Annotated in this window: 16 protein-coding genes and 1 pseudogene; 10 read left to right on the top strand and 7 right to left on the bottom strand. The window is 63.1% G+C overall.

What is annotated here, in order from left to right; translation table 11 throughout:
- Nucleotides 1-132: 132 nt before the first annotated feature.
- The 3 genes from LGQ10_RS30415 to LGQ10_RS30405 all read right to left on the bottom strand — a co-directional run bounded on the left by LGQ10_RS30415 (nucleotide 133) and on the right by LGQ10_RS30405 (nucleotide 6,243).
- The gene (locus LGQ10_RS30415; RefSeq protein WP_226524123.1) at nucleotides 133-3,804 is read right to left on the bottom strand and encodes a translocation/assembly module TamB domain-containing protein; all 3,672 of its coding nucleotides are present in this window, start codon (nucleotides 3,802-3,804) and stop codon (nucleotides 133-135) included.
- Entirely contained in the window at nucleotides 3,801-5,528 is a 1,728-nt protein-coding gene (locus LGQ10_RS30410) for an autotransporter assembly complex protein TamA (RefSeq protein WP_226524122.1), read from the bottom strand. Before LGQ10_RS30410 ends, LGQ10_RS30415 begins: the two co-directional genes overlap by 4 nt.
- A gap of 64 nt (nucleotides 5,529-5,592) precedes the next feature.
- Entirely contained in the window at nucleotides 5,593-6,243 is a 651-nt protein-coding gene (locus tag LGQ10_RS30405; RefSeq protein WP_058437994.1) for a GNAT family N-acetyltransferase, read from the bottom strand.
- 173 nt (nucleotides 6,244-6,416) lie between these two features.
- Here LGQ10_RS30405 and xthA point away from each other — a divergent pair, with 173 nt between their 5' ends.
- Complete coding sequence (gene xthA, locus LGQ10_RS30400) at nucleotides 6,417-7,229, top strand: exodeoxyribonuclease III (protein ID WP_226524121.1); 813 nt, start codon at nucleotides 6,417-6,419, stop codon at nucleotides 7,227-7,229.
- 48 nt (nucleotides 7,230-7,277) lie between these two features.
- On the opposite strand, the gene LGQ10_RS30395 is transcribed toward xthA, so the two are convergent.
- Nucleotides 7,278-7,610, bottom strand: coding sequence for a DUF1508 domain-containing protein (locus LGQ10_RS30395; RefSeq protein WP_058438000.1), 333 nt, complete (start codon nucleotides 7,608-7,610; stop codon nucleotides 7,278-7,280).
- Between the two features lie 293 nt (nucleotides 7,611-7,903).
- On the opposite strand from LGQ10_RS30395, the gene LGQ10_RS30390 reads away from it, so the two are divergent.
- A complete protein-coding gene (locus LGQ10_RS30390; protein ID WP_226524120.1) occupies nucleotides 7,904-9,286 on the top strand; it encodes a substrate-binding domain-containing protein in 1,383 nt (460 codons plus the stop codon).
- Nucleotides 9,287-9,326: 40 nt separating this feature from the next.
- Here the strand turns inward: LGQ10_RS30390 and LGQ10_RS30385 are convergent, their stop codons facing one another.
- Nucleotides 9,327-10,559 (bottom strand): acyl-CoA dehydrogenase, encoded by a 1,233-nt coding sequence (locus tag LGQ10_RS30385; RefSeq protein WP_058437355.1) that lies wholly within the window; start codon nucleotides 10,557-10,559, stop codon nucleotides 9,327-9,329.
- A 202-nt stretch (nucleotides 10,560-10,761) separates the two neighbouring features.
- Between LGQ10_RS30385 and LGQ10_RS30380 the strand changes: the two genes are divergently transcribed.
- The 3 genes from LGQ10_RS30380 (at nucleotide 10,762) to LGQ10_RS30370 (ending at nucleotide 13,189) form a co-directional block, all read left to right on the top strand.
- Nucleotides 10,762-11,697, top strand: coding sequence for a LysR family transcriptional regulator (locus LGQ10_RS30380; RefSeq protein ID WP_058437356.1), 936 nt, complete (start codon nucleotides 10,762-10,764; stop codon nucleotides 11,695-11,697).
- 128 nt (nucleotides 11,698-11,825) lie between these two features.
- Nucleotides 11,826-12,230 (top strand): MerR family transcriptional regulator, encoded by a 405-nt coding sequence (locus tag LGQ10_RS30375; RefSeq protein WP_058437357.1) that lies wholly within the window; start codon nucleotides 11,826-11,828, stop codon nucleotides 12,228-12,230.
- Nucleotides 12,231-12,289: 59 nt separating this feature from the next.
- On the top strand, nucleotides 12,290-13,189 hold the full coding sequence (locus tag LGQ10_RS30370; protein WP_226524119.1) for a hydroxymethylglutaryl-CoA lyase: 900 nt from the start codon (nucleotides 12,290-12,292) through the stop codon (nucleotides 13,187-13,189).
- A 626-nt stretch (nucleotides 13,190-13,815) separates the two neighbouring features.
- On the opposite strand, the pseudogene LGQ10_RS30365 reads toward LGQ10_RS30370, so the two are convergent.
- A pseudogene (locus tag LGQ10_RS30365) lies at nucleotides 13,816-15,515 on the bottom strand (AMP-binding protein).
- Nucleotides 15,516-15,768: 253 nt separating this feature from the next.
- Here LGQ10_RS30365 and LGQ10_RS30360 point away from each other — a divergent pair.
- From LGQ10_RS30360 to LGQ10_RS30345, 4 genes are all read left to right on the top strand, one after another.
- Nucleotides 15,769-16,932: an isovaleryl-CoA dehydrogenase gene (locus tag LGQ10_RS30360; RefSeq protein ID WP_226524118.1), complete on the top strand. Its 1,164-nt coding sequence runs from the start codon at nucleotides 15,769-15,771 to the stop codon at nucleotides 16,930-16,932.
- A gap of 105 nt (nucleotides 16,933-17,037) precedes the next feature.
- Entirely contained in the window at nucleotides 17,038-18,642 is a 1,605-nt protein-coding gene (locus tag LGQ10_RS30355) for a carboxyl transferase domain-containing protein (protein WP_058433340.1), read from the top strand.
- 17 nt (nucleotides 18,643-18,659) lie between these two features.
- Nucleotides 18,660-19,475, top strand: a complete 816-nt coding sequence (locus tag LGQ10_RS30350; protein WP_226524117.1) for a gamma-carboxygeranoyl-CoA hydratase — start codon at nucleotides 18,660-18,662, stop codon at nucleotides 19,473-19,475.
- Nucleotides 19,475-21,421, top strand: coding sequence for an acetyl/propionyl/methylcrotonyl-CoA carboxylase subunit alpha (locus LGQ10_RS30345; protein ID WP_226524116.1), 1,947 nt, complete (start codon nucleotides 19,475-19,477; stop codon nucleotides 21,419-21,421). Before LGQ10_RS30350 ends, LGQ10_RS30345 begins: the two co-directional genes overlap by 1 nt.
- A gap of 60 nt (nucleotides 21,422-21,481) precedes the next feature.
- On the opposite strand, the gene LGQ10_RS30340 is transcribed toward LGQ10_RS30345, so the two are convergent.
- On the bottom strand, nucleotides 21,482-22,147 hold the full coding sequence (locus tag LGQ10_RS30340; RefSeq protein ID WP_226524115.1) for a LexA family protein: 666 nt from the start codon (nucleotides 22,145-22,147) through the stop codon (nucleotides 21,482-21,484).
- A gap of 132 nt (nucleotides 22,148-22,279) precedes the next feature.
- On the opposite strand from LGQ10_RS30340, the gene LGQ10_RS30335 reads away from it, so the two are divergent.
- Complete coding sequence (locus LGQ10_RS30335; RefSeq protein ID WP_226524114.1) at nucleotides 22,280-22,627, top strand: DUF6124 family protein; 348 nt, start codon at nucleotides 22,280-22,282, stop codon at nucleotides 22,625-22,627.
- Nucleotides 22,628-23,015 lie beyond the last annotated feature (388 nt).

Below are 23,015 nucleotides of genomic sequence, written 5' to 3'. Positions count from 1 at the left end.
TTAGCATGCTCTGTATTTGGCCCACGCACCGGCGCGCGGTCACCGTGGAGCGGGTGACGAGGAAGGAAATAGCAGGTCGTGCAAGCCCGGGCCGCTGCCGCAGGGTGCGTCAACGGCCGGGAATGGCAGGCGCTAGAAGTCGCGCTTGTAGAAGATGTCCAGGGAGCTGGCAAAGCCGCTGGCGGCCTCCAGATACACCTTCTTGCTCAGCTTGTAGCGCAAGGCGATGGTACTGGCCGGCTCGAACACGCCTACGCCATAGCGCAGGCTCAAGCGTTCGGAAATGTTGCCGCTGGCCACCACGCTGGTGCTGTTGCCACTGCCTTGGGTATCGAGCTGGAAGTCCTCGATGCCCAGGTTCTTGGCGATGCCGCCGGTGAGCTCCGAGCTGCCCATCAGGCCCAGGCCCAGCGCAGCCTGGGCAAGCATGTTGTTGTCTTCACCGTTGGAACTCAGCGGACGCCCCAGCACCAGGTAGGACAGGGCCTGTTCCTGGCTCATGGCCGGCTCGGAGAAGATCTTCGTCGTCGGCTGCTCGGCGCTGCCGCTCAAGCGGATGCCGGCGATCACGTTGTCGGTCTGGCGCACGGCCTCGATGTCCAGGTACGGCTGATCGATGGGGCCGGCGAACAGCAGTCGTGCCCGGCGTACGCTCAGGCGCTGGCCATAGGCCCGATAGCGACCATCGTTGAGCCACAGCTCGCCACGGGTGTCCATGTTGTCGCCGATGTGCACATGCCCCTGCAGGTTGGCCGTCAGGCCAAAACCACTGAAGGCCAGCTTGTCCTGCCCCACTTCCACATCGATGTTCATCGCCATGGCCATGGGGGTTTTGCCCTCGGCCGTCTGCTGGCCGACGATCACCGTGTCATCGGAGACCTTGACCGTCGACGGCGGCAGTTCACGCACGGTGATCTGGCCCTTGGGGATCGACACCTTGCCGCTGATCGCCAGTTTGTTGTCCTGCAGCGCGATCTTCAGGTCCGGAGCAACTTCCAGGGCGGCATAAGGCTCGACCGTCACCGGCAACTGCGTGCCCTTGAGGTTGAGGTCCACCAGCAGGTTGCTGCCCCAGGCCAGATTGCCGTCCAGGCTGCCCTGCCCGGTCTTGCCTCCCTTCCAGGTGCCATCGAGCCGCACGCTTTCGCCCGTGATCTGCGCAGTCAGCTGCAAGTCCTCGATGCTGGTGGGCAATTCGGAACCAGCCACCTGGCCACCACTGAGCTGCAGGTTGCCGTTGACCTGGGGTGCCAGCAATCCGCCAGACAGCCTGCCACTGCCATTGAGGTTGCCATTGAGCTTCTCCACCATGGGCACGAATGGTCGGGCCACGGACAGGTCCAGGCCACTGAGGCGGAACTCCCCGGACAGCGGCTTGTTCTTGGGCAGCGGGTTGATCTGCGCCTGGACCATCAGTTGCCCGAGCTTGCCACCATCGAATTGCAACTGGGTGTCGATGCGCTGCGGGCCAAGACGCGAGTCGAGCTTGAGCGTCTGGTAAGGGAAATCCAGCCACTGCTCCTTGTCCTTGACGCGCAAGGTACCGTTACTGGCATCCACGATGATCTGCCCCTTGGGGCCGCTGGCCGGCAGGTCCAGCTGGACATCGGCGTTGAGCAGTCCCTTCCAGGCGAAATCCTTGGGCAGCCACTGGGCCAGGCTGTCGATGGGGAACCGCTTGAGGTGGTAGCGCAACTTCGGATCGGGCATCAGCCGCTGATCCTCGCCGCACAGGCTGGCATCCCCGCTGACCCAGCAATGGGCGGCGAAATTGAGCGTGCCGTTGGCCAGGCGTTCAAGCCGGGCCGGGTTCTGCAGTGTCCAGGCCTGGCCACCACTGTGTACCTCGCCCGTGGCCAGGCGTCCGCGCCAGTTGCCTTGGTCCAGCGCGCCATCCAGGCCCAGGGCCAATTTCAGCAACGGGCCCTGCAGGTCCAGTTGCAGTTTCTGTTTGCCGATATCGCCCTGCCCGGCCAGGGTCAAGGAGCCCAGCTGGGTCTCACCGACCTGGATCCCGCTACCCTTGAGATCGACCCGGGCCTTTTGCCCCGCATCCAGGCTGGCATCCAGCTTGAGACTCTGCAGATGGTTATCGGCAAAGGCCAGTTGCTGTCCGGTCAGGTCCGCCTTGCCCTGTGGTGCCTTGAGCGTGCCGGCCAGGTCTACCCGGCCATTGAGTTGACCACGCAGTTGTGGCCAGAGCTGGCCCAGGCGCGGCATCCTGATGTCCAGTTGGCCGCTGATTTTCTGCTGCAGGCTGGCGGTGCCATTGATCCGGTTATCCCCGAGACGCACATCCAGGGCGCTGAGCTGCCATTGCTCCCCGGCCCCATCGGCCTTGGCCTGCAACAGCGCAGGCTGGCCCCGCAGACGGCCCTTGAGATCCAGGTCGGCATTGAGCTTGAGCTGCTGGTGTTTCATCTCGCCCTGGCTGCGCAGCGGGCCGGCCAGGGTACCGGGCAGTTCCGCCAGCCAATAGGCAGGGTTGATCGCCGACAGTTCCAGGGCCGTGTCCCAGGCAATGCCGTCGGCGAACTGCAGGTTCAGGTGGCCCTGGGCCTTGCCCTGGCCCGCGGTCAGCTGCAATTGCGGCAGGTGGATCTGGCCCAGGTCGCCACTGAACGGGCTGCCAAGGCTGAAGGCACCGGCCGGGCCATCCAGGTCACCCTGGAAATTGCCCAGGTAGTTGCCATCGCGGTACGCCACCTCGGCGTTGAACGTGCGCACCACCACGGCCGGTTCGTCGATCAACGGATAGAGGCGATGCCAGGGAAAATCCAGCCAGGCCAGGCGGGCCTCGGCGGAAAAACCCTGGCTCCAGTCCAGCTGGCCATTGAGCTTGAGGCTCTGCCGGTCGCTGGCCAGCAGGTCCAGCGCCGCAACCTGTGCGCCCTTGGCGTCGACCTTGCCTTGCAACGACAACGCCACCGGCCCTTGCTCGGCGGGCAGACTGGCCTTGCCGACGAGTTGGTAACCGCGTTTCAGGTCGCCCTTGCCCGTAAGCTCCAGGCCGTCCAATTGCAGGGTATCCGGCAGCTCGGCACTGGCCTTGAAGCCATCGGCGGTGATGCGAACCTGCGCGGGCAGGTCCTCCACCAGCGGCTGCAGCTCGCCAGCCAGTTGCCCTTGCAGATACCCGCTGCTGTCGGCATGCAGCGTGAGGGTCTTGAGCAGGTCGCCCTCGACTTTCAGCGCCAGGTTCCAGGGGCCGCCACCGGGGGCTGGCAGGCCAAGGCTGCCCTGGGCCGCCAGCGGCCAGTCGCCGCTGGGTTGCAACAAGCCGGTGAGTTGCAGGACGAGGTCATCGCGCTGCAGGTGCAAGGAGTCGATGCTCAGCCCTTCGGTGGTCCAGTGGGCTGCCAGTTGCAGCACCTTGAGTTGCTCGCTGCCGTCGAGCAGCAAGCTGCCGACTCGGACCTGCCCCAGTTCGATGGCCAGCGGCAAGTGCAGATCAGGGAGGCTGATGGGGCCTGAGCTTTCATCGCTGCCGGCAGGAAACTGCAGGCTGACCTGGTCGGCCTCCAGTTGCTCGATGCACAGGGTCATGCGCAACAGGCACGCAGGTGACCAGGCGAACTGCACACCCTGCAGCTCGACCCGGGTATCACCCTGCTGCCACAGCAGGTGAGCGGCCGCCCACTGGCCACCCAGGCGCCCGTCGAATTGCTCCAGGCTCAGCCCCGGCACCTGGCGCAAGGCCCAGCGGCTGCCGGCCTGGGTGCCCAGGATGGCGGCCAATGCCAGGAGAAACAGGATCACCAGCGCAAGGATCGCCAGCAGCGTTATCTTCACACCACGCTTCAAAGCTCTGGCCCCATGGAAAAGTGCAAACGTATACCGCCGTCATCGTTCATCGCGTGGGCCAGATCGACCCGGATCGGCCCCACGGGCGACACCCAGCGCACACCGACCCCGACCCCGGTCTTGAGGTTCGGCAGCTCCAGCTTGTTGAAGGAGTTGCCCTGGTCGACGAAGGTCGCGATCCGCCATTTCTCGGCGATGGAATACTGGTACTCGACACTGCCTGCGACCATGTAGCGGCCGCCGATGCGATCGCCTTCGGAGTTCTTCGGCGACAGGCTCTGGTAGTCGTAGCCACGCACGCTCTGGTCGCCACCGGCGAAGAAGCGCAGCGATGGCGGTACCGATTTGTAGCCATTGGTGGCGCTGCCGCCGAACTGCACTCGCCCCAGCAAGCGATGATTGTCCCAGACCGTGGTCAGGCCCTTGAGCAAGACCGTGCCATACAGCAGGTTGTTGTCCGAACCCAGGCCCTCCTTGGCCAGCTTGGTATCGAACTGGAGGCGATAGCCGTTATGCGGATCGATCCGGTTGTCGCTGCGCAGGTAGGAATACGTAAGGCCCGGCATCAGCAGGTTGCTCAGGCCCGAGTCATCCCCCAGCCGGTACTCCTCGCGCTGGTACTTGAGCGACACCACCCGCTGCCAGCCACTGGGCAGCTTGCTGTGCCATTCGGGGCCCAAGGTCAGCAGCTTGCTCAACGTGTCGGTGCCGGAAATTTCTTCATTCTGATAGCCGCCGGCAAATCGCAACTTGTCGGTCAGGGGTGGGTCCAGGGGAATGTCGTACCACAGGCCGACGTTCTGCCGTGGCGCCGAGACTTCCGCCTCCCAGCCGTAGCTGTGGCCCTGGGGATTGACCCAATGCCGGGTCCAGTTGGCCTTGACCCGGGGGCCGACGTCGGTGGAATACCCCAGGCCCAGCCCCATGGTGCGGGGCTTGCGGGTTTCCAGTTGGACCGCCACCGGAATCACCTCATGCTCGGCGGCGGAAGGCGCAGCGTCGACCCGTACCGATTCGAAATAACCACTGGATTGCAAGGCCTGGTTGAGCTCGGCGATCAGTTCGGAGTCGTAGGCGGCCCCCGTCTTGAACGGCACCATGCGCCGCAGCAGGTCTTCATCGAACAGCGAGTCGCCGGCAAAGTCGACCTTGCCCAGGGCATAACGCGGGCCGCTGTCGTAGACCAGTTCGATGTCCGCCACCCCGGCCTGGGGGTCCACCCGCAACTGCTGCTGGGTGAAACGCCCGCTGAAGAAACCATAGCGCGAAGCCTGGTTCTGGATCAGCCGCTTGGCATCTTCATAACGCCCATGGTTGAGCACTGCGCCAGGCTTGAGCTGGTCGCTGTCGGGGGTACGAAAGGACTTGAGGGACGCCGCCGGGCCTTCGACCCGGATCGTCACGTCGCGCAGGTGCACCGGCTCGCCGGGATCGACACGCAGCATCAGGCGCGGCTTGTCGCCGCCGCGCACCTCACTGGAGATCAGGGGTTGGTAGTAACCCAGGGCCTGGGCGGCTTTCTTCGCCTGCTCTTCAGCGCCCCGGCTGAACCTGAGCAGGGCTTCTTCATCCCGATCACCCAGGTCACCGATATAACCTTCGATATTGGCCTTCAGCTCATCGTTGGCAGGCTTGACCCTGACAGCCAATTCGCTCTGCGCCAGCGCCGCACAGCTTGTGAACAACAGCAAAAAGCCGCTGGTGAATCTTCCGGAAAACTTCATAGGCGCGGATGCTATCACGAGCTTGGGAGGGCGATAGAGCACTCGAAGGCCGGGAAAGTTCTATTCAGCCCGTCGCGCTTTGCAGACGCTGTGGATTGGCATGAAAGAATACATGCTCGCGGACAGGCCCCACCGCCACTTCGCCGATCTCCAGGTAGCCCTGGCGCTGGTAGAAGGCCAGGTACCGCGGATTGCCGGTATCAAGCACCACGCCCTGGGAATGCGCATCCTCCGCGCACCAGTTGTGCACCGCTTTGAGCAACTGCTCACCGAAATGCTGGCCCTGGAACTGCGGATGCACCCCCAGCAACGGCAGCACATGCAGTGCGTCATTGGGCAGGCAGGCCTGCACGGCATCGTGATACTCCAGGTAGCGCCGGGTACAGCGAAAACCGGTACTCAGCACCATGCGCAGGCGCCAGGCCCAGCTCTCGGTGATTCCCAGGCGCCGCTGCGGCGGTGCGATCAGGGCGATGGCGATCAACCGATCGTTGACCAACAGGCCGATGGCCGGCAGGTCCTGCAAAAAGTGCTGCTTGACCAGCTCGCGTACCGTGGCCCGCACGCGCTGCTCGTAGCCGGGGCGCTCGGACTCGAAGATGAAACCGAAGGTCGGTTCGTGCCGGTAGGCCTGGTACAGCAATGACCGCGCTTCACGGGAATACCCGCTGTCGAGCATGTGGACATCGGCAATGGCGTTGCTGGCATCAGGCATGACGGTCACTCCTCCCTGGCGCGGCGTGAAGGGCCGCGCTCTTGTAGTACGAGCCTTGCGCGCCGCTGATCGTTCCCACGCCCAAGGACATTAGCAGCGCATCGGCGACGCTGCCACGCTGGTCGGCCCGGGCGTAGTCAGCTAGCATCGGTGTTTTGCCAGGACCGCCGACCATGAAGATCGTCTCGTTCAATATCAACGGCCTGCGTGCCCGCCCCCATCAGCTGGCGGCGCTGATCGACAAGCACCAACCGGACGTGATCGGCCTGCAGGAAACCAAGGTTTCCGACGACCAGTTCCCCCTGGCCGAGGTCCAGGCCCTGGGTTATCACGTGCATTACCACGGCCAGAAGGGCCACTACGGGGTCGCCCTGCTCTCGCGCCAGGCGCCACTGGCCCTGCACAAGGGGTTCGAAGGCGATGACGAAGACGCCCAGCGCCGCTTCATCTGGGGCACCTTCGCCGATGCCGATGGCACGCCGGTGACCATCATGAACGGCTACTTCCCCCAGGGCGAAAGTCGCGACCACCCCACCAAGTTCCCGGCCAAGGCGCGTTTCTACAGCGACCTGCAACAGTTGCTGGAAAGCCGCTTCAGCCATGACCAGCCGCTGGTGGTCATGGGCGACGTGAATATCTCCCCGCAAGACTGCGACATTGGCATTGGTGCCGACAACGCCAAGCGCTGGCTCAAGACCGGCAAGTGCAGCTTCCTGCCGGAAGAGCGCGAGTGGATGGCACGCCTGAAGAACTGGGGGTTGGTGGATAGCTTCCGGCACCTGAATCCCGAAGTGAATGATCGCTTCAGCTGGTTCGACTACCGCAGCCGCGGCTTCGAGGACGAACCCAAGCGGGGCCTGCGCATCGACCTGATCCTGACTTCCCGCGGCCTGCTGCCACGAGTCAAGGACGCCGGGGTCGACTACGAGTTGCGGGGCATGGAGAAACCTTCCGACCATGCACCGATCTGGCTCGAGCTGAGCTGACGGCCAGGCACAAAAAAGCCCATCTGATGATGGGCTTTTTTCTGCCTGCTAGAGCTGCACGTGCTCGACGCGGTCCGTGGCGCCAGCACTGACGATCGCGCCGATGGCGCTCTCAAGAGCCTCCTCCGAGTCGTACAGGTGGCTGACCAGGATCACATCCTTGCCGGATTTGAGCTTGAAAAAAGGTTTTCCGCCCGACGAAATTTTCTTGACGTAGCGCTCAGGGGAAGCGCAGTGTGCGCGGAACAGGCCGAGAGCCATCTCGGCACTGTCCCGGCAAGGGTAGCGGTCGCTTTGCAGCATGGTCTGCGCCTCCTTTGTCTTCAGCAAGAATCTGCATGCACCACTGCCATACTGCTTCAGTTCGAACCAGGCACTCATTTGCAACTCCTTTGAACGCGATGAAATAGCAGCTCCACGCTGCGAGGGCATCTGCGGAGATGGCGCGTTGGCAGTCGCCCCAATCCCCTACAGACAAAGTTGTCCACTCTACGTGGCGCCACAGGGTGCGGTCGTTGGGCAAAATCGTAAAAAATCTAGAGAAAACAGATATTTATCACGTAGGACTTTCGCCATTCATTTGCGACAAGCGTCCTTCGTCACAGGACTGTCACTTCCCTGACTTAATCTCGCCGGCATTCACCTCCTCCTCTATATAGAAGGCCAGTGCCGCCATGCCCCGCGTTTCCTCCGCCAGCGAACGAGATATCTGGTGCCGGACCATCAGCCTGTTTCTGATCGGCTTCATTTGTTACGCCCTGCCCTGGTCGGTATTTGCCGCCCTGCCCCTGGCAGCGGAAAACACCCAGGTGCTGCGCATCCAGGGTTCCAACACCATCGGCGCCCGACTGGGCCCGGCGCTGGTCAAGGGACTGATGGAACAACAGGGCCTGCATGACGTCAGAATCGAAGCCAGTGGCAAGGACAACGAACAACGGGTCATCGGCCAGACCGTCCAGGGCCGACAGGTCCGGGTGGACGTGGCGGCCCACGGCTCGAGCACCGGCTTCAGCGCACTGCAGAACGGCCAGGCCGATCTCGCCGCAGCATCGCGACCGATCAAGGACCGTGAACTGGTGGAGCTGGAAAACCTCGGGGACCTGAAAAGTCCCGACGCCGAACAGGTGATTGCCATCGACGGCCTGGCAATCATCCTCCACCCGCACAACCCTCTGACCCGACTGAGCACCGAGCAACTGGCCCGGCTGTTCAGCGGCGAAGCCAGGACCTGGGAAGATCTGGGCGGCGCCGGTGGCGCGGTACACCTGTATGCCCGGGATGACCAGTCCGGCACCTACGACACCTTCAGGGAACTGGTCCTGGGCCGACGCGGCAAGACCCTGAGTCCCAGTGCAAAACGCTTCGAATCCAGCGAACAGTTGTCCGACGCAGTCAGCCGAGATCCCCAGGGCATAGGTTTCATCGGCCTGCCCTACGTACGCCAGGCAAAGGCGGTGGCCATCGTCGACGGTGACTCGCAACCCATGTTGCCGCTCAACAGCCTGATCGCCACGGAAGACTATCCGCTGTCACGGCGCCTGTACCTGTACTTGCCACCCAGCAGCCAAAACCCTTGGGCCAAAGCCCTGGTGAGTTTCGCCCAGAGTGCCAAGGGCCAGGCCATAGTGGCCGCCAACGGTTTCGTCGCCCAGACCGTGCAAGCCATGAGCGTGGAGCCCGGCCCGCAGATGCCCGAGGCGTACCAGGCACTGGCCCGGGAGGCCCAGCGCCTGAGCGTGAACTTTCGCTTCGAGGAAGGCAGTGCCAGCCTGGACAACAAGGCGCGCCAGGACCTGAACCGGGTCCTGGACTACCTGCGCCAGCACGGCAAGCTGAACCGCCAGGTAACCCTGGCCGGATTTGGCGACGCCAAGAGCGACCCGACCCGCGCGGCCTTGCTGTCCAAGCTGCGGGCCATGGCGGTGCGTCGGGAGCTGGTGAAAAGTGGTGTGGTGTTCCGCGAGATTCGGGGTTTCGGCGCACAGTTGCCGGTGGCCGCCAACAACCTCGACGAGGGCCGGATCAAGAACCGGCGAGTGGAAGTCTGGGTGCACTGAACCACAACCGCGACCTGCTGACAGGCCGCGGTGCTGGAGATCAGTGTCCGCTGCTGCGCATAAGTTCCCTGGGCACATATTTACCGATTTCGTACTTGCCGATCGCAGCCCGGTGAACCTCGTCCGGACCGTCCGCCAGCCGCAGCGTACGCTGCATTGCATACATGTAGGCCAGCGGGAAGTCGTTGGACACCCCGGCCCCGCCATGGATCTGGATCGCCCGGTCGATCACCCGCAGGGCGACGTTCGGTGCCACCACCTTGATCTGGGCGATCTCGCTCTTGGCCACCTTGTTACCGGCAGTGTCCATCATGTAGGCGGCCTTGAGGGTCAGCAGGCGGGCCATGTCGATTTCCATGCGCGAGTCGGCGATCTTGTCGAGGTTGCCCCCCAGCCGCGCCAGCGGCTTGCCGAATGCGGTACGGCTCACCGAACGCTTGCACATCAACTCCAGGGCGCGTTCGGCCATGCCGATCGAGCGCATGCAGTGATGGATGCGGCCCGGGCCCAGGCGCCCCTGGGCGATCTCGAAGCCACGGCCCTCACCGAGCAGCACGTTTTCATAGGGCACGCGAACGTTGTCGAATACCACTTCGGCATGGCCATGGGGCGCGTCGTCATAACCGAAGACCGGCAATGGGCGGACGATCTTCACCCCGGGGGCATCCACTGGCACCAGGATCATCGAGTGCTGCTGGTGGCGCGGTGCATCGGGATTGCTCAGGCCCATGAAGATCAGGATCTTGCAGCGCGGATCGCAGGCGCCCGAGGTCCACCATTTCTTGCCGTTGATCACCCACTCGTCACCCTGGCGCACTGCCCGGGCCGCCATGTTGGTGGCGTCGGACGAAGCCACGTCCGGCTCGGTCATGGCGAAGGCAGAACGGATCTCGCCGCGCAGCAGCGGCTGCAACCAGCGCTGTTTCTGCTCTTCGTTGGCATAACGCACCAGCACTTCCATGTTGCCGGTGTCGGGGGCCGAGCAGTTGAACGGCTCCGGACCAAGCAGGGAACGCCCCATGATCTCCGCCAGCGGCGCGTATTCCAGGTTGGTCAGGCCGGCCCCCAGTTCCGACTCGGGCAGAAACAAATTCCACAGCCCTTCAGCCTTGGCCTTGAGTTTGAGCTCCTCCATGATGGCGGTCGGCTGCCAGCGGTCACCCTCGGCAACCTGGCGCTCGAAGACAGCTTCAGCCGGATAGACATAGGCATCCATGAATGCGGTGACGCGTTCACGCAGTTCCTGGACCTTGGGGGAATAGGCGAATTCCATGGGCAGCTCTACCTCTGTGAAAACGGGTGTGGGGGGACTGAAATCGATGCTAGTTCAGCTACGAAAATTTACCTAGCCTATTCTCGGCGTGTATTAACATTCATCACCGATATATGATCGGCTGATTCTGCAGGCTTGCGAGCCGCCCCCTCACGTGCCCTAACGCCCCCCTCGCCGGGGTCAACAATAAGAGTGCAGCGCCATGAATCTGAGCAAGGTCGACCTCAACCTCTTCATCGTTTTCGACGCGATCTACACCGAAGCCAACCTGACCCGCGCCGGCCAGATTGTCGGCATCACCCAACCGGCGGTGTCCAATGCCCTGGCGCGCCTGCGCGAAACCTTCAACGATCCGCTGTTCGTCAGGACCGCCCAGGGCATGGTGCCGACCCCCATGGCGCAGAACATCATCGGCCCGGTGCGCAACGCCCTGTCGCTGCTGCGGGTCTCGGTCCAGGAAAGCCGGATCTTCAACCCCTTGCAGGCCGCCAAGACCTACCGCATCAGCATGACCGACCTGACCGAGGCGGTGATCCTGCCGCAGCTGTTCCAGCGCCTGCGGCGCCTGGCGCCCACCGTGGTGATCGAGAGCTTCTTGTCCAAGCGCCGGGAAACCACCAAGGAACTGGCGGCCGGACGCCTGGACTTCGCCGTGGATGCGCCGTTGAACACCGACCCCCAGGTGCGTCACGTCAAGCTCATGGAAGACCGCTACGTCTGCGCCATGCGCAAGGGGCACCCGCTTGCCGGCAAGGATAAGTTCACCCTGGACGACTATCTGTCCCTCACCCATGTGCACATTTCCAGCCGGCGCAGCGGCCTGGGCCATGTCGACCTGGCCCTGGGCAAGATGGGCATCCAGCGCAAGATCGCCCTGCGGTCCCAGCATTACCTGATGGCCTCCCTGGTGCTGCAACAGACCGACATGGTCATGACCGTGCCGGAGCGGTTTGCCCGGCGCCACGAACTGCACGCCTTCAACCTGCCGGTCAACGACGTGCCACCGGTGGAAACCCACCTCTATTGGCATGAAAGCACCGACCAGGACCCGGCCAACCGCTGGATGCGCGAGCAGATGATCGAGTTGTGCCAGCAGGTCACCGCCCACGAGAAGAAACTCGACCGGCAAGCGGTGTGAGCTCCAGCAGCCGGCAAACCCACTCCTGGCGCTACGGGCAGGAACCGGGCCGCCGGCGCGAGGGGATTGCTTGACGTATACGTCAACCTGCCTTTAGCTTAGCGCCAAGTCCCCTCTCGAGCGCCTCCATGAGCAGCCAGACCTACAGCATTTCCGACCTCGCTCGCGAGCTCGACATCACCACCCGGGCCATTCGCTTCTATGAGGAGCAGGGCCTGCTGGCACCCGAGCGGCGTGGCCAGGAACGCATCTACTCGCCACGGGACAAAGTCAGCCTGAAACTGATCCTGCGGGGCAAGCGCATCGGTTTCTCCCTGGCCGAGTGCCGTGAACTGATCGAGCTCTACGATCCCTCCAGCGGCAACCTCAAGCAACTGCACAGCATGCTGGCCAAGATCACCGAGCGCCGTGAACAGCTCGAACAGCAGTTGCTGGATATCGAACAGATGAAGCTGGAACTGGACACGGCCGAGGAGCGCTGCACCCAGGCGCTGCAGCAGACGATCCAGAACCAGAACAGCACCGCCCCCTGACGCCAGCGGCCATGTGGCCTGCGACGGCACCCGCCATCACTTGAAAGAAGGTGAACCCCATGTCCCTCCCCAGCCATGTACGCCTGGTCGAAGTCGGCCCGCGCGACGGCCTGCAAAACGAAGCCCAGCCCATCAGCGTCGACGACAAGGTTCGCCTGGTGGATGCCCTGACCGAAGCGGGCCTTGGCTATATAGAAGTCGGCAGCTTCGTTTCGCCCAAGTGGGTACCGCAGATGGCCGGCTCGGCCGAAGTGTTCGCCCGCATCCAGCGCAAGCCGGGAGTGATCTACGGCGCCCTGGCACCCAACCTGAGAGGCTTCGAGGATGCGCTGGCGGCCGGGGTCAAGGAAGTGGCAGTGTTCGCCGCAGCCTCCGAAGCCTTCTCCCAGCGCAACATCAACTGCTCCATCAGTGAAAGCCTGGCGCGCTTCGCACCGATCATGGAATCAGCCCGGCAGCATGGCATCAGCGTGCGCGGCTACGTGTCCTGCGTGCTGGGCTGCCCCTACGAAGGCGAGGTGGCCCCGGAGCAAGTCGCCGCGGTAGCCCGCGAGCTGTACGCCATGGGCTGCTACGAGGTGTCCCTGGGCGACACCATCGGCACCGGCACCGCCGGCGCCACCCGCCGGATGTTCGAGGTGGTCGGCGCCCAGGTACCCCGGGACAAGCTCGCCGGGCACTTCCACGACACCTACGGCCAGGCCCTGGCCAATATCTACGCCAGCCTGCAAGAAGGCATCGCGGTGTTCGACAGCTCCGTCGCCGGCCTGGGCGGCTGCCCCTATGCCAAGGGCGCCAGCGGTAACGTGGCCACCGAAGACGTGCTGTACCTGCTCAATGGCCTGGGCATCCACACCGGTATCGACCTGGAGCGCCTGGTCGAGGCCGGAAACCGGATCAGCCGCGTCCTGGGCCGCCCCACCGGCTCGCGCGTGGCCAAGGCGCGAAGTGCCGGTTAGCCATACTGTGCGGCCGGTGTGTTACCGGCCGCTCTGGAATGGGGCGGGAACGAGTAACACGGAAACAGTTTGTCGATTTTTTTGCAGAACAGATTGTCCTACAAAATTTCAAGCCATTGATTTTAAAGGATTTTAAAAAGTTGGCACGGCTTCTGCTATCTCTATGGCATAACAAGAATAAAAAGCAGCAAACCTAATAAAAATAAGACGAAACGACTCTGACATAACAAGAACAACACGGCAGAGACGCAGCTAACAGATTTTTTTGGAGAAGGTGTAGTGTGCGGGACGGCTTGCAAGAGTCATCCGCAATCGGTCAGAGAATAATAAAACTACCCTTCAGGTAGCTCCCGAACCGGTTGGATCGCCCTGGCGACACATTGAATCAGCGCTCAAAAAAATACGTTTGCTCTTGATCCCGGATGGGGATCGCCCAAAACAGCGGTAAAGGGCCACGGTCGACAAAAACAACAACAGGCCGCCCTTCAATAATAAAAAAAGAGCACGCAACGACAAATTAAAGGGGAGCTTCGGCTCCCCTTTGTGCTTCCTGCCTTTCCTGGTTTGCCTGCCCTTCCCGCCCTGGCGCGTGCACCGGAACCGATGCACACCCCTCTGGACACTCATCATCTACCCAGGTGCTCGCCCAGCTCTTCGACGCTGATTTCACGCATGCGAAACTTCTGGATCTTGCCGGTAACGGTCATCGGGAACTCTTCGACGAACTTGAAGTAACGCGGTGTCTTGAAGTGCGCGATGCGCTCCTTGCACCAGGCCTGCAGCTCCAGTTCGCTCGCCGAATGCCCGGGATGGAACTTGATCCAGGCCACGATTTCCTCGCCATAACGGGCACAGGGGATGCCCACCACCTGCACATCGGCCACCGCCGGGTGCGTGAAGAAAAACTCTTCCAGCTCCCGCGGATAGATGTTCTCGCCACCCCGGATGATCATGTCCTTGTTGCGCCCGGCGATGCACACGTACCCCTGATCGTTCATGGTGGCCAGGTCGCCGGTATGCATCCAGCCGGCCTGGTCGATGGACTCCCGGGTGCCCTGCGGGTTGTTCCAGTAGCCAAGCATGACGCTGTAGCCCCGGGTACAGAGTTCACCGATGGTGCCACGCGGCACCACACTGCCGGCCTCGTCGATGATCTTGCTTTCCAGGTGCGGCTGGGTCCGGCCCACGGTGGTCACCCGCAACTCCAGGTCATCGGCCGGGCCGGTCTGCAGCGATACCGGGCTGGTCTCGGTCATGCCATAGGCGATCTGCACCTCGTTCATGTGCATCTCGCTGATCACCCGGCGCATCACTTCGATCGGGCAAGTCGCCCCAGCCATGATCCCGGTGCGCAGGCTCGACAGATCGAACTCGCTGCGCCGAGGCTGATCGAGCATGGCGATGAACATGGTCGGTACCCCGTACAGGCCGGTGGCCCGTTCTTCGGCCACGGCGCTCAGGGTCAGCAGCGGATCGAAGGCATCGCTGGGGTAGATCATGGTGGTGCCATGGGTGATACAGCCCAGGTTGCCCATGACCATGCCGAAACAGTGGTACAGCGGCACCGGGATCACCAGCCGGTCATTGGCCGTGAGGCCCAGGCTCTGGCCAACCATGTAGCCGTTGTTGAGGATGTTGTAGTGGCTCAGGGTCGCGCCCTTGGGGAAGCCGGTGGTGCCAGAGGTGTACTGGATATTCACCGGCTGGTCGAAATCCAGGCTGTCCTGGCGGGCCTGCAATTGCTCGGCGCTGGTGCCGGCGGCCAGGTCGCCAAGCTGCGACCAGGGCAGGAAACCCGACGGTGGCCGGGCGTCCAGGCTGATCACTCCACGCAACTCTGGCAACAGCTGGCTGTGCAACTGGCCGATGGACTGCTCGGCCAGTTCCGGCAGCAGCCCCTGGAGCATGACGTGGTAATCGGAGGTCTTGAAGGCCCCGGCACAGATCAGCCATTGGCAGCCGGACTGCTTGAGCACGTACTCCAGTTCGGAGGCGCGATAGGCCGGGTTGATGTTCACCAGGATCACGCCGATCTTGGCACTGGCGAACTGGGCGATGCACCACTGGGCGCAATTGGGGCCCAGATACCCAGGCGATCGCCGGTCTTGAGCCCCAGGGCCAGCATGGCCCTGGCATGCAGGTCCACCGCCTCGCGCAGTTGCCGCCAGGTGTAGCGCAGTTGCTGATGACGAACCACCAGGGCCTCGCCCTGGGGATGGGCCGCAACGGTGCTGTCGAAGGCCTGGCCAATGGTCAGCGCCAGCAAGGCACGGTCTTGCGTACCACGGGTATAGCTACGATCCGGCTGGGAGCCCGAGTGTTCCATGACGACCCCTATTGTCTTTATTGTAGGAGCGAGGCTTGCCCGCGATTGGAGCGCCGCGGCGCCGCTATGCGACCGCGTGATCCTTCATCGCCAGCAAGCTCGGCGCCTACAGATTCGCTCAAGTTGACGTTTACGTAAAGGGCGATTGACAGTCCTCTGGCGCAGGTTTACGTTAACGTAAAGGTGAGAGCCTGGCAGCGCCGCTCTCCACGCCCGACCCCTCGATAAAAACAAATTCTGAAGGTGCCCCGCCATGAGTTACCCGACCCTGAACTTCGCCCTCGGTGAAACCATCGACATGCTGCGCCAGCAAGTCCAGGCCTTCGTCAAGGCGGAGCTGGCGCCCCGGGCGGCGCAGATCGACGCCGACAACCTGTTCCCCGCCGACATGTGGCGCAAGTTCGGTGACATGGGCCTGCTGGGTATCACCGTCCCGGAAGAATACGGCGGTGCCGGCCTGGGTTACCTGGCTCACGTGGTGGCCATGGAAGAAATCAGCCGCGCCTCGGCCTCGGTGGCCCTGTCCTACGGCGCCCACTCCAATCTCTGCGTGAACCAGATCAACCGTAACGGCAGCCATGAGCAGAAGAACAAGTACCTGCCCAAGCTGATCAGCGGCGAACACATCGGTGCCCTGGCCATGAGCGAACCCAACGCGGGCTCCGACGTGGTGTCGATGAAGTTGCGCGCCGACAAGCGCGGCGACCGCTTCGTGCTCAACGGCAGCAAGACCTGGATCACCAACGGCCCGGATGCCAACACCTACGTGATCTACGCCAAGACCGACCTGGAAAAGGGTGCTCATGGCATCACCGCGTTCATCGTCGAGCGCGACTGGAAGGGCTTCAGCCGCAGCAACAAGTTCGACAAGCTGGGCATGCGCGGCTCCAATACGTGCGAGCTGTTCTTCGATGACGTCGAAGTACCGGAAGAAAATATCCTCGGCGTGCTCAACGGCGGGGTCCGAGTCCTGATGAGCGGCCTGGACTACGAGCGCGTGGTGCTCTCCGGTGGTCCGACCGGGATCATGCAGGCCTGCATGGACCTGGTGGTGCCCTACATCCACGACCGCAAGCAGTTCGGCCAGAGCATCGGCGAGTTCCAGCTGATCCAGGGCAAGATCGCCGACATGTACACCCAGCTCAATGCGAGTCGCGCCTACCTGTACGCCGTGGCCCAGGCCTGCGAACGTGGCGAGACCACCCGCAAGGACGCCGCCGGGGTGATCCTCTACAGCGCCGAGCGCGCGACCCAGATGGCCCTGGATGCAATCCAGATCCTGGGCGGCAACGGCTACATCAATGAGTTCCCCGCAGGTCGCCTGTTGCGTGACGCCAAGCTCTACGAGATCGGTGCCGGCACCAGCGAAATCCGTCGCATGCTGATCGGCCGTGAGCTGTTCAACGAGACCAAGTAAGAACAGCCGCCAGTTGCAAGCTGCCAGCCGCAAGGACACGCGGCTGGCATCCGATCCATTCTTGCAGCTTGAAGCTTGTCGCTTGAAGCTGCCGAAGGCCCTCCCATGATTCTGAAGTCCCAACTCAATCCAAGATCGCCCGAGTTCGTGGAGAACACGGCCGCCATGGCGGCCCAGGTCGACGCCCTGCATACCCTGCTGGCCCAGGTCCAGCAAGGCGGCGGCGCCAAGGCCCAGGAACGCCACACCTCACGGGGCAAGCTGCTGCCTCGCGAGCGGATCAACCGCCTGCTCGATGTCGGCTCGCCCTTCCTCGAGATCAGCGCCCTGGCAGCCCATGAGGTCTATGGCGAAGACGTGCCCGCCGCCGGGGTGATCGCCGGTATCGGCCGGGTGGAAGGCGTGGAATGCATGATCGTGGCCAACGATGCCACGGTCAAAGGCGGCTCCTACTATCCACTGACCGTGAAAAAGCACCTGCGGGCACAGACCATCGCCCTGCAGAACCGCCTGCCCTGCATCTACCTGGTGGATTCCGGCGGCGCCAACCTGCCGCGCCAGGACGAGGTGTTCCCGGATCGCGAGCACTTCGGACGGATCTTCTTCAACCAGGCCAACATGAGCGCCCAGGGCATCCCGCAGATCGCCGTGGTGATGGGCTCCTGCACGGCCGGTGGTGCCTATGTGCCCGCCATGGCCGACGAAGCGATCATGGTCCGCGAACAAGCCACCATCTTCCTCGCCGGCCCTCCCCTGGTGAAAGCCGCTACCGGTGAGGTGGTGAGCGCCGAGGACCTGGGCGGCGCCGACGTGCACTGCAAGGTCTCCGGGGTCGCCGACCACTACGCCGAAAGCGACGAGCATGCCCTGGCCCTGGCTCGACGCAGCGTGGCCAACCTCAACTGGCACAAGCAGGGCCAGTTGCAGCAACGCACGCCGATCGCCCCGCTGTATGCCCGCGACGAACTCTACGGTGTGGTACCGGCCGACCCCAAGCAGCCGTTCGATGTACGCGAAGTCATCGCCCGCCTGGTGGACGGTTCGCTGTTCGATGAATTCAAGGCGCTGTTCGGCACCACGCTGGTGTGCGGTTTTGCCCACCTGCATGGCTACCCGGTGGCGATCCTGGCCAACAACGGCATCCTCTTCGCCGAAGCGGCGCAAAAAGGCGCGCACTTCATCGAGCTGGCCTGCCAACGTGGCATCCCGCTGTTGTTCCTGCAGAACATCACGGGGTTCATGGTCGGCCAGAAGTACGAGGCCGGCGGCATCGCCAAGCACGGCGCCAAGCTGGTGACCGCAGTGGCCTGCGCCCAGGTGCCGAAATTCACCGTGATCATCGGTGGCAGCTTCGGGGCCGGGAACTACGGCATGTGCGGACGCGCCTACGACCCACGCTTCCTGTGGATGTGGCCCAATGCGCGGATCGGCGTGATGGGCGCCGAGCAGGCTGCCGGCGTGCTGGTACAGGTCAAGCGCGAGCAGGCCGAGCGCAGTGGGCAAGGCTTCGACGCCGCCCAGGAAGCACAGATCAAGCAACCGATCCTCGATCAGTACGAGCACCAGGGGCACCCCTACTACTCCAGCGCACGGCTGTGGGACGACGGCGTCATCGACCCGGCGCAAACCCGCGAAGTGCTGGCCCTGGCGTTGTCCGTGTCCCTCAACGCCCCTATCGAACAGAGCCGTTTCGGCGTGTTCCGCATGTAATCCTGCGCGAGAAGATCATGAACGACTTCAATACCCTGGAACTGCTGCGCGATCCTCGTGGCTTCGCCACCTTGTGGCTCAGCCGTGAAGAAAAGAACAACGCCTTCAACGCCGAGATGATCCGTGAACTGATCCTGGCCCTGGATCAGGTACAAGGCGACCCTGGCCTGCGCTTTCTGTTGCTGCGCGGTCGTGGCCGGCATTTCAGCGCCGGTGCCGACCTGGCCTGGATGCAGCAATCGGCTGAACTGGACTACAACACCAACCTCGACGACGCCCGGGAACTGGCGGAGCTGATGTACAACCTGGCCAAGCTGAAGATCCCGACCCTGGCCGTGGTGCAAGGCGCAGCCTTTGGCGGCGCCCTGGGCCTGATCGGCTGCTGTGACATGGCCATCGCCAGCGACGACGCACAATTCTGTTTGTCGGAAGTGCGCATCGGCCTGGCGCCGGCCGTGATCAGCCCGTTCGTGGTCCAGGCCATCGGCGAACGTGCGGCCCGGCGCTACGCCCTCACCGCCGAGCGCTTCGATGGCCCGCGTGCGCGGGACATCGGCCTGCTGGCCGAGAGTTATCCCGCAGCGGAACTGGAGCAACAGGTCTCGCGCTGGATCGACAACCTGCTGCTCAACAGCCCCCAGGCCATGCGCGCCAGCAAGGAGCTGCTGCGTGAAGTGGGCAACGGCGCCCTGACCACGGCCCTGCGTCGCTACTGCGAAAACGCAATTGCACGGATCCGGGTCAGCCCCGAAGGCCAGGAAGGTCTGCGGGCGTTCCTGGAGAAACGCCCACCCAGCTGGCAGACCGAGACCTCGACCAAGGAGTCCCGCTGATGAACGCCCCTGTTCTAGATACCCTGCTGGTGGCCAACCGCGGCGAGATCGCCTGCCGCGTGATGCGCACCGCCAAGGCCCTGGGCCTGACCACCGTCGCCGTGCACAGTGCCACCGACCGCGATGCCCGGCACAGCCGCGAGGCGGATATCCGGGTTGACCTGGGCGGCAGCAAGGCCAGCGAAAGCTACCTGCAGATCGATAAACTGATCGCCGCCGCCAAGGCCAGCGGCGCCCAGGCCATCCACCCCGGTTATGGATTTCTTTCCGAGAATGCCGGGTTTGCCCGCGCGATCGAAGCCGCCGGGCTGATCTTCCTTGGCCCCCCCGCCTCGGCCATCGATGCCATGGGCAGCAAGTCGGCGGCCAAGGCCCTGATGGAGACCGCCGGCGTGCCGCTGGTGCCGGGTTACCACGGCGAAGCCCAGGACCTGGAGACCTTCCGCAGCGCCGCCGAGCGCATCGGCTACCCGGTGCTGCTCAAGGCCACTGCCGGTGGCGGCGGCAAGGGCATGAAGGTGGTGGAGGACGTCAGCCAGCTGGCCGAAGCCCTGGCCTCGGCCCAGCGTGAAGCACAGTCGTCGTTCGGCGATTCGCGGATGCTGGTGGAAAAATACCTGCTCAAGCCACGGCACGTGGAGATCCAGGTCTTTGCCGACCAGCACGGCAACTGCCTGTACCTCAACGAGCGTGACTGCTCGATCCAGCGTCGCCACCAGAAAGTGGTGGAAGAAGCCCCGGCCCCAGGCCTGAGCGCCGAATTGCGCAAGGCCATGGGCGAGGCCGCCGTGCGCGCCGCCCAGGCCATCGGCTATGTCGGCGCCGGTACCGTGGAGTTCCTGCTCGACGCCCGCGGCGAGTTCTTCTTCATGGAAATGAACACCCGCCTGCAAGTGGAACACCCGGTCACCGAGGCCATCACTGGCCTGGACCTGGTGGCCTGGCAGATCCGCGTGGCCCGCGGCGAAACCCTGCCCATGACTCAGGATCAGGTGCCGCTGCTGGGACATGCCATCGAAGTGCGCCTGTACGCCGAAGACCCGGGCAACGACTTCCTGCCGGCCACCGGCCGCCTGGAGCTGTACCGCGAATCGGCCAGCGGCCCTGGCCGGCGAGTGGACAGCGGCGTCGAGGAAGGCGACAGCGTGTCGCCGTTCTACGACCCGATGCTGGGCAAGCTGATCGCCTGGGGCGAGGACCGCGAACAGGCCCGCCTGCGCCTGCTGAGCATGCTCGACGAGTTCGCCATCGGCGGCCTGAAGACCAACCTGGCCTTCCTGCGGCGCATCATCGCCCATCCGGCCTTCGCCGATGCACAACTGGATACCGGCTTCATTCCGCGCTACCAGGAACAACTACTGCCGGCAGCCCGCGAACTGGACGAGGACTTCTGGCAGGCGGCGGCCCAGGCCTACAGCCAAAGCCAGGCACGGCGCGAGCGCCAGGACGATCCGTATTCGCCCTGGGCGGCGGTCGATGGCTGGCGCAGCGGCTTGCCAGCGCAGATCGCCCTGCACCTGAGCGTCGACGGCCAGGAGCGAGCCATCAGCCTGGGCGCCCCTGGTGCCGACTACCGGTTGCAGGATGAAAACCTGCTGGTGGAGCGCCAAGGCGTGCACCGCCAGCACCGGGCCATCCGCCGTGGCGAAACCCTGTACCTGCACTGGCAGGGCGAGATGCACAGCGTCACCGCCTACGACCCGATTGCTGCAGTCGATGCCAGCCACAGCCAGCACGGTGGCCTTAGCGCCCCCATGAACGGCAGCATCGTCAGGGTTATGGTGGACGTCGGCCAGAGTGTCGAAGCCGGTGCGCAACTGGTGGTGCTCGAAGCCATGAAGATGGAACACAGTATCCGTGCACCCCAGGCCGGGGTCGTCAAGGCGCTGTATTGCCAGGAAGGCGAGATGGTCAGCGAAGGCAGCGCGCTGGTGGAGCTGGAGTAATACCGACATGAAAAAGCCCCTTCCTGCTGGCAGGAAGGGGCTTTTCAGATTATTGGGATCTCAGAACTTCGCGGTCGCTTGCACGACGACGCCAATGACCCGGCAATCGTCGACATAGAGCATCTTCGGATAAGTGGGATTCAAAGGCACGAGGTAACGCTGGCCGCCCTCCTGCACCAACTTGCGAAAGATCGCCTCGCTGCTGCCGGGACACTGCACGACCACCAGTTTACCGGGCTCGACCGCAATGGCCGGGTCTACCAGGATCAACATCCCCTGGCTGATGCTCATGCCACTGGGCGCGATCATCGCATCCCCCACCACCCTCAACCAGAACGCCGGGCCCTGAGCCTGGTAATCGGACAGTTCGTAGCGCTCCGGCACATAGCCCGGCATTCCGTCTTCACGAAGCTCACCGGCAGTGCGCCAGTCGCTGACCGGATAACGGAAGTACGGATTGTAGCGATCCACCAGCGAAGGTTCCTGCTCCAGCGGTTCGCCATCATCGCCGAGCTGCGGTTTCTCGCGGACCACCAGCACCACTTCGAGAAAACCCATGCCGATCTCTTCCAGCACCCGGTTCATGTCTTCGATCTTGGGCTGGCGCCGCTTGCTCAGCCAATGACCGATGCCGCCTTGGGACATGCCCAGGCGCTCGGCGAGCTTTTCCTGCGTGACCTTGCGGCCTTTCATGTTGGCCTTGACCAACTCGATCCATTTATCCATGGGCGGAACAATACGTTGTGTACTTTCCGCCTCAACACACAAGTTGTAGTATTTGAAATGGCGTCACAATTACAATACGTATTAACCTGTACCTGCCCCCTCTTTTCCTTTTCTCAAGACAAGGCAGAACCCATGAACACAAGCAGCAAGGACGTGCCGGAACTCGATACAGAGGCCACATTGAGCTCACTCAAGGGCAGCCACGCAGCGCGACGAGCAATGGACTATTACCTGAAACCGCCCCACGGCGATATCGGCAAGGAGGAGAAATTCTTCGAGATAAGAAGCAGCCTGAGCAGCGAGGAAGCGATGATCCACGCCTCCGATCTGCTGCGCTGCGCCGCAGCCACTGCCTACGATGCAGCCGACAACCTGCACGGGCCCAATCGGGACCTGGCGTTCTCGGTGGTGCACATGATCGATCTAGCCAAGGCCCTGGTGGACAAGTCCCTGGAAGGCCAGCGACATGAATCCGCATGACATGCAGACGCCCTGCGGTCCCGGACGGGGGCAGGGAAATGGTGAATGAAAAAAATTCGAGCAGGCAGGGAAAAACGTTTGACTTGCAAATGATAATGATTATTATTGCAGGCAACTGATCGCGAGATCAGTCGATGACCCAAAGGACCTTAGGTCGGACCTTTGGATTATCTCCTCATCAGGCTAATCACGGTTTTTGACCCGGCTTTTTCGCCGGGTCTTTTTTTTGCCAGTCATGCTGGCTTGGCTTCAGGCTAATGAAGACGTGGGTGACGCAAAAATAATGGCGGCGATGATAGCAAAACAATGCCCTTTTGCAAGTTGCTGCCAATCGCACACGTGTCGAAATTCAAAAGTAGCGCTTGAGAATCAATCGCATACACACTAA

Source organism: Pseudomonas sp. L5B5 (assembly GCF_020520285.1).
GTDB lineage: Bacteria > Pseudomonadota > Gammaproteobacteria > Pseudomonadales > Pseudomonadaceae > Aquipseudomonas.
This window is presented reverse-complemented; position numbering and strand designations above follow the sequence as displayed.